Origin of the sequence: Rothia sp. HMSC071F11 (assembly GCF_001809115.1) — a bacterium.
Taxonomy (GTDB): domain Bacteria; phylum Actinomycetota; class Actinomycetes; order Actinomycetales; family Micrococcaceae; genus Rothia; species Rothia dentocariosa.
Genome location: NZ_KV795741.1, coordinates 133,442 through 141,135, shown reverse-complemented (window position 1 = coordinate 141,135; position 7,694 = coordinate 133,442). Strand labels below are relative to the sequence as shown.

The following is a 7,694-nucleotide window of genomic DNA, read 5'->3' as shown; positions in this document are numbered from 1 at the left end:
TACCTATGTGCCGTTTATGCTAGAGCGGATTCTTGATCCATCTTCATCTGCCGAGAGCTCTTTTACAATAGTGGGGGTTATAGTAGCCCTTTACGAGGTTATTTTGGGCATCTTAATGATTGTTGTCACGACAAATAGTATTAAGAAGACCACCCAGCTTTCAGGACAAAAACACTGAGGGTTAATCATTAGAGGCAACCCCTAGATTACAGTAAAAACACTGGCTCTTACCTCTGCTGGTTCGTGACTCTTGTCTACAACGCTGTCCCCAGTTCTCATAGTGGCTAAACCGATTTATCAGTTATTTGTACTGCTTTTCTCATTATGCTGATAACACTTATTCTAAGTTTTATTCACTTTGTGGGTTTGAGCTCCAATAAAAACACAAGCAGAACAATATCAAGAACACCAGCAAGATTTTCTGAAAACCAAGCCTGCACCTTTTATCGAGTACGATCCAGACTTTCACATTCCCATCATGGGCGTCCGAAACCATACTCTGCTACAGAAGGACTTGATGAAATGTTCCGTTTCGAGAGGACCATGGCGCAGCTTCTATACCTTTATGACCACAGCAAAGCCGCCCGGTGCATCCTGAAAGCTCAGAACACACCGGGCGGCTTACCTACTCAAAACTGGGTTGAATCCTAGGGGCTACTCCCCTAGTGCGTTACTCCCACTCAATGGTTCCCGGGGGTTTAGAGGTTACATCCAGCACCACGCGGTTCACGTCTTTGACTTCGTTCGTAATCCGGTTCGAGATTTTTGCCAGCAGATCATAGGGCAGACGCGACCAGTCGGCGGTCATCGCATCCTCCGAAGAAACCGGGCGCAGCACAATCGGATGCCCATAAGTGCGGCCATCGCCCTGCACACCCACCGAACGCACACCGGAGAGAAGAACCACGGGGCACTGCCAAATATGCTCGTCCTGACCGGCTGCGGTCAGCTCTTCACGCACAATCGCATCCGCCGCGCGCAGGGTCTCAAGGTTCTCGCGGGTCACCTCACCCACAATACGAATACCCAGACCGGGGCCGGGGAACGGCTGGCGCGCCACGATCTTCTCGGGAACACCCAGCTGACGGCCAATCGCGCGAACCTCATCCTTAAACAGGGTACGCAGCGGCTCGACCAGCTCAAACGCCAAATCCTCAGGCAAACCACCCACATTGTGATGCGACTTAATATTCGCCGCACCCTCGCCGCCGCCGGATTCAACCACATCCGGGTACAGGGTACCCTGCACCAGGAACTTGATCTGTGCGCCCTCTTCGCCCGCTTCCTCAATGAGCTTGCGCTCGGCCTGCTCAAAGGAGCGGATGAACTCGCGGCCAATAATCTTACGCTTCTGCTCAGGGTCGCTCACGCCAGCCAGTGCAGTGAGGAAACGCTCTGATTCGTCAATGGTAATTACGCGAATACCCATTGACGCGGCGTAGTCTTGCTCAACCTGTTCACGCTCGCCCGCGCGCAGCAGCCCGTGGTCGATAAAGAAGCAGGTCAGCTGATCGCCTACAGCCTTATGCACGAGGGCTGCGGCAACAGAAGAATCCACGCCGCCAGAGAGCGCACAAATCACGCGGTCTTCGCCAACCTGCTCACGAATCTTTGCAACCTGTTCCTCAATAATATTGTCGGTTGACCAGGTGGGTTTAAGTCCGGCAATGTTGTAGAGGAAGTTCTCAAGCGCAACCTGACCGTAGTCGGAGTGCTTCACCTCGGGATGCCACTGCACGCCGCCCAGCTTGCGGTGCTCATCCACGAACGCCGCCACGGACGCACCCGGGGTCTGCGCCAGAACCTCAAACCCGGCGGGGGCTTCGGTCACGGAATCGCCGTGCGACATCCACACGTTTTGCGTCTGCGGGGTTCCAGTGAGGAACGAAGACTCAACTGCACACAGGGTCGCATCGGTTGCGCCGTATTCGCGGGAACCGGTCTGCGCCACGGTACCGCCCAAGGTTTGCGCCATCACCTGAAAACCGTAGCAGATACCGAAGACCGGCACGCCAGCCTCAAATAGTGCCCTATCGCCACGGGGGGCGCCATCGGCATACACCGATGAAGGCCCGCCCGAAAGCACAATCGCGGCGGGGTTTTTAGCGAGCATCTTTTCGGTGCTCATAGAGTGGGGAACGATTTCAGAGTAGATACCCGCCTCACGCACACGACGAGCGATAAGCTGCGCATACTGGGCACCGTAATCTACCACCAGAACCGGACGCTCTTCAAGCTGATCCGGGTGTACAGAGTCGGTCACGGATTTTCCTCACGTGTCAGGTTTGAAATTCCGCGCGAGCGCGCGAAGTCTTGTATTTCTATTCTACGGGAGAGACAAAAGTTTTATGCGGCACCCATTCAGGGGTACTCGCCGTTGGGTTTTCGCTGATGCTGGGGGGGCTAGTATCGTTTGGTTGCCTGCGGGTTTGCTTCAAGCTGCGCCAGGGTTTCTGCGTGGATGCGTTTCTCAACAATGAATGAGAGGAATGGCACCACGCCGCCGAGCGCCATGACGATGAGCTGGGCGATGCCCCAGCGCATGAGCAGCCAAATACGGATGCAGGAGAACAGGTAAATGATGTAGAACCAGCCGTGAATGATAAGCACCCATGTGGAGATGTTTACTCCGCCGGTGAGGTTGCCGGTTTCGCGGTTAAGGACGCCGAACGATACATCGGAACCGGTTGCGGCGTCTTTTGCACCCGCCACCAGGTCATAACCCATCCCGTGATGAGTGATCATCTCAACCACCAGCAGCAACAGGAAGGTACCGGATATCCATGCGCACCATTTATAGAAGGTTAGCGCGGAACGAATCTGCGTTTCGGTACCGCCAAATTTTTTGCGCACCGTAAATCCACCCTGGGGCGCGTGTTCTGCCCCGTCTGCTGATGCTTTTGAGGCATTCTGCGATAGGGTGACTTTGCGCCCGTCGGTACGTTCTACCGGGGTAATTTTTGTGTTCTTCTCGGAGTTCTCTGACATGCTGTGCCTCTCGTGTGTGCTGATGAGTTTAGCTGGCGTTAGTCTTTTGTATCTGCAGGTTTCTGGGGATTACCACTCTCCGGTGCGTTGCGTGGTGTATCTTCCATACGCACGGATGCTTCTTCGGGAGCTTCATCAAAGAAATAGTACTGTTCGTCGGCGGGGTCCCAATAGTAGGGGCGTCCGGTGGTCTCGTCCACAAAGTATTCGCCCTCGTACTCGAAATACTGGGTGTATTCGGCAGGTTCGGCGGCACGATGCGCCGCATCCTTAAGCATGCGTCCCCATAGGTAGAGGGCGAACGCCGCGAAAATCAGCCACTCGAGCGAGTAGAAGATGTTGAGCCAGTTGATGTTGGCATCATTGGTCGCCTGGGCTGCGCGAATAGGGCGCAGATTCTCGGACTGTCCAATAATAGTGGCATTTTCTGCGATTGTGTGCTGTTCGGTGAGGGGTATTTTTTGGTCCTCGGGGACTTCGACAGAAAGCGTGAGCACGCCGTCATAGAGGGGTGAATCCCACAGGTTTGTCAGCTGTGCCGGGGATGCGCTTTCCAATACTTTCTCAGCCATGCGCGTGTACGGGGCGGCGCCCTGGGCATTTACTACACGACCGGCAACCTCAACTGTCCCTGTCGGCTCGGCGGGTATGCTCGGCGCGTGATCGTCTTCACCCGCTATCCAGGCTCGTGCCACTGTAATAGCGCGGGGCTTGGTGCTTCCCAAAGCGGCGGCTTTATCGGTTCCTTCGGGAATAAATTCACTCAGAACCCAGTATCCGTGCTGCCCCTCATTCAGGCGGCCTGCTACCAGCATGGAGGATCCTGGAACGTACTTCCCCTTCGCCTGCACTACGGTATCAACCGTCAAGTTCGTCACGGGCTGATGCGCCTGCAGAATCTCGGTATAGGGTCGCACTCGATCTTTCGCAGGATCAGAATGTACCTGCTGTGAGGTGGAGGCGTTAAACTGCCAGCTGGAGAGCGCAACAAACCCCGTCACAAAGACGAGAGCCAGCAAAAGCCCGCCCAACCAGCGGGGAGTAAACGCCAATTTCCACACATATCTAGGGTAGCGCGTTTGCGTGATGTGCCCCTAACGATAAGAAAAATATAACAGGAAGAACTCGTTGGTAGGCAGACAACACTTTCGACGAGATTTCACCACATGCCGTTTAAGAACAGATGATATATCGCATTCATCGTGGACATGTCCCCAGCAGACCGTGGTCTGTATCTCCCCGATGATCACTGGGTGGAGAATTCGAAACCCATGTCGATCAAGGTACGTAGCCATTGGCTCTTCGCCGTCTGCAGTGACTTGACCTCAACGTGATGGTTCCATCGATTAGGGCTGACCTGAGTGACCCTGTGGATATTCTTGTTCTCCTCTTGGCGATCTAGGGTCACGTTGAAGTACAACGTACCATCCTTGGTTTTCTCGTATGCCCACATCCAGAGAAACTTCCGGTTAACAGAGTAGCTGACCTGCGCGCGAAACTCCCTCTTGACTTTACCCAGGCTCATGACATACCCATCGATCGCCTGATAAAAGGAATCAGTCTTCGGCTTGTCCGAGAAATCACTGATCATCTTGTTGCTCGGCATAGTCGTTCCTTTCTGGGGTAACCATCTGAGAGTTTATAGGGTCGTCTGGACGACACGCAGGTATCCCTCTTTTTCAGATTCCTGTCCTCGAGATCAGAAAAAGACGGGGACCTGTCATAGGTCAGTGAGCATCTGCTGCATCTGGGCGATCTCGGCTTCCTGGTCGTTGATAATTTGTTCGGCCAGGGTGATCGCATGGGGATTCTGGCCGTCAGCAACCTCGTCACGGGCCATGTCGACCGCACCTTCGTGGTGGGCGGTCATCTGCTCCAGGTAGAGGCGGGCAGCCTCGGTGCCCTGGGCTTCCTCAAGGGCTGTCATGTCCTCCTGGCTCATCATCCCGCTCATGCCACCCATCTCGCCGTGATCCATTCCACCCATCTCGTCCATGGTCCCCATGCCCCCAGAGTCGGTGACCGGCTGCTGGCCCCAGGCCTCGAGCATGGCGTTCATCCGGTCAATCTCCGGTCCCTGGGCGTCAATAACCCCCTGGGCAAACTCCACGACCTGGGCGGGGATACCCTCCTTGGCCAGGAGCATCTCACTCATCTCCACGGCCTGCTGGTGATGGGGGATCATCATCTGGGCAAACATGATGTCCGCGTCGTTGTAATCGGCGGAGATCTCCCCGTCCGCCTCAGTCGTCGCCGTGGTGGTCTCGGTCGTCTCAGCGGTAGTCGTCGCAGTGCTGGTGGCCGAGGTGGTGGCGTCGGTGTTGCCTGACTCGGTGGCCTTACCGCAGGCAGCCAGCGCCAGGGTGGAGGCCACGGCGAGAGCGGAAAGAACAAGGGTGCGCTTCATGGTGGAGCCTTTCAGGGTCATATGGGGGCAGTGGAGAGAAGTGGTGGATCAGTGGACGGCGGTGGATGCCGGAGTAGGCGTGGTGTGTTCCTCCTTCGGACTGGTGGGAGCCAGGTGGGCCGGGTCCAGATCAATCCGGCGCAGCAGCTGAGCGTTAAGCGCCACCACAATCGTCGACAGCGACATCAACACCGCAGCAGCAGCCGGGGGAAGCAGAATGCCGCTAGAGGCGAGCACGCCGGCGGCCAGGGGCACGGCCAAGATGTTGTAACCGGACGCCCAGATGAGGTTCTGGATCATCTTGCGGTAGCTGGCCTGCGAGAGCTCAATCATCGACAACATTGCCCGGGGATCGTCACTGGCCAGGACCACTCCGGCGGATTCCATCGCCACATCCGTGCCGGCCCCGATGGCGATGCCGACCTCGGCGCGGGCCAGGGCCGGGGCGTCGTTGACACCGTCGCCGACCATGGCCACGCTCAGGCCACGCTCCTGTAACTGGGTGACCTTGGTGTCCTTGTCCTGGGGCAGGACCTCGGCGAAGACCTCATCGATCCCCAGGTCCTGGCCAACCGCCTGGGCCACCTGCTGCGCGTCACCGGTGATCATCGCGACCTTCACCCCGCGGTCCTGCAGGGCTTTCACGGCGGCGCGGGATTCGGGGCGGATCTTGTCCTCGACGGCCACCGCACCGATGATCTGACCGTCGCGGACAATATGGAGCACACCGGCCCCACGCCCGGTCCAGGCGCTGGTGGTGTCGGTGAGCTCGGCCGGGGTGGTGAGGTTGAACTCGCGCAGCATGTTCGGCCCGCCCACGAGGATCTCAGCGCCATCGACAGTGGCCCGGACCCCCCGGCCGGAGGCGGCGCTGAAACCAGTTGCACGGATTTGCCGACGGGAGGCCTCGGGATGGGCGGCCGCGGCCGCCACGATGGCGCGGGCCACGGGGTGCTCGCTGTCGGCCTCCGCGGCGGCGGCCAGGGCCAGCAGCTCGCCCTCGGTGACGCCGACAGCTGCCGCGACACCGGTGACCGCGTGCGCACCCTCGGTCAGGGTGCCGGTTTTATCGAAGAGCACCACGTCGATGGTGCGCATCCGCTCGAGCGCCATCCGGTCCTTGATGAGCACCCCGGATTTCGCGGCCCGCTCGGTGGAGATCGCAATGACCAGCGGAATCGCCAGGCCCAGGGCGTGCGGACAGGCGATGACCAGCACCGTGACCGTGCGCACCACGGCATCGTCCGGGCTGCCGATGATAGTCCACACCACCGCGGTGATCAGAGCAGAGATCAGCGCGAACCAGAACAACAACGCCGCCGCCCGATCCGCCAGGGCCTGGGCCCGGGAGGAGGACTCCTGTGCGTCGGCAACCATGCGTTGGATCCCGGCCAGGGCGGTGTCCCCGCCGGTAGCCTCCACCCGGACGCGGACGGTGTTGTCGGTGGCCACGGTACCGGCGACCACCTTGTCACCGGTGTCGCGGAAGACGGGACGGGATTCGCCGGTGATCATCGCCTCATCGAATTCGGCGGCTCCGTCGAGGATGGTTCCGTCGGCCGGCACCCGGGCACCGGCCCTCACCAGCACGACGTCGTCGACGACCAGCTCGGAGGTGGCCACGGTGCGGGTGGTCCCGTCGATGACTTTCTCGGCCTCATCCGGCAGCAGGGCAGCCAGCGCGTCAAGCGCGGAGGACGCACCCCCGAGAGCGCGCATCTCCAGCCAGTGGCCCAGCAGCATGATGGTCACCAGCAGGGCCAGCTCCCACCAGAAGTCCAGGTCAAAACCGCCCAGCCCCAGAGTGGTGACCCAGGAGGCGACAAACGCCACGGTGATGGCCATGGCAATCAGGAGCATCATCCCGGGTTGGCGGGATTTCAGTTCCTTCCATCCGCCCTTGAGGAAAGGCGTTCCGCCGTAGACGAAGATGATCGTGTCCAGTACCGGGGGGACCCAGGTGGATCCGGGGAATGCCGGGAGGTGGTAGCCGAGCAGGTGGGCGACCATGGGGCTGAAAATAACGACGGGAATGGACAGAATCAGCGACCACCAGAAGCGGTCCCGAAACATTGCGGTGCTGTGCCCGGCGTGTTCGCCGTGACCATGAACCTGGTGGTCTTCGTCCAGGACGGAGTGCGGGTGACCGTGGGGCATCGCCTGGCCGTGGGTGTCGGCATCTGCGTGGTGTTCGTGGCTGGCATGAGCCGGGTGGTGGGTGTGGTCTGTTTCCGGAGCGGGGTGATCACCATGGTGATCGCCGGAATGGTGGGGAGTGCTCATGACGTTCCTTTCGCTC

The 7,694-nt window shown here is 58.9% G+C and carries 6 protein-coding genes; all 6 read right to left on the bottom strand.

Annotated elements, in window-relative coordinates:
• Positions 1–670: 670 nt before the first annotated feature.
• The 6 genes from guaA to HMPREF2554_RS03640 all read right to left on the bottom strand — a co-directional run bounded on the left by guaA (position 671) and on the right by HMPREF2554_RS03640 (position 7,678).
• A complete protein-coding gene (gene guaA, locus HMPREF2554_RS03665; protein WP_013397572.1) occupies positions 671–2,263 on the bottom strand; it encodes a glutamine-hydrolyzing GMP synthase in 1,593 nt (530 codons plus the stop codon).
• 140 nt (positions 2,264–2,403) lie between these two features.
• Positions 2,404–2,988 (bottom strand): DUF3817 domain-containing protein, encoded by a 585-nt coding sequence (locus HMPREF2554_RS03660; RefSeq protein WP_004005221.1) that lies wholly within the window; start codon positions 2,986–2,988, stop codon positions 2,404–2,406.
• Between the two features lie 38 nt (positions 2,989–3,026).
• Positions 3,027–4,049, bottom strand: coding sequence for an SURF1 family protein (locus HMPREF2554_RS03655; protein WP_013397573.1), 1,023 nt, complete (start codon positions 4,047–4,049; stop codon positions 3,027–3,029).
• A 185-nt stretch (positions 4,050–4,234) separates the two neighbouring features.
• Positions 4,235–4,594 (bottom strand): DUF5655 domain-containing protein, encoded by a 360-nt coding sequence (locus HMPREF2554_RS03650; protein ID WP_013397574.1) that lies wholly within the window; start codon positions 4,592–4,594, stop codon positions 4,235–4,237.
• Between the two features lie 114 nt (positions 4,595–4,708).
• The gene (locus HMPREF2554_RS03645; protein WP_041321524.1) at positions 4,709–5,395 is read right to left on the bottom strand and encodes a DUF305 domain-containing protein; all 687 of its coding nucleotides are present in this window, start codon (positions 5,393–5,395) and stop codon (positions 4,709–4,711) included.
• 48 nt (positions 5,396–5,443) lie between these two features.
• Positions 5,444–7,678: a copper-translocating P-type ATPase gene (locus HMPREF2554_RS03640; protein WP_041321525.1), complete on the bottom strand. Its 2,235-nt coding sequence runs from the start codon at positions 7,676–7,678 to the stop codon at positions 5,444–5,446.
• Between the last annotated feature and the right edge of the window lie 16 nt (positions 7,679–7,694).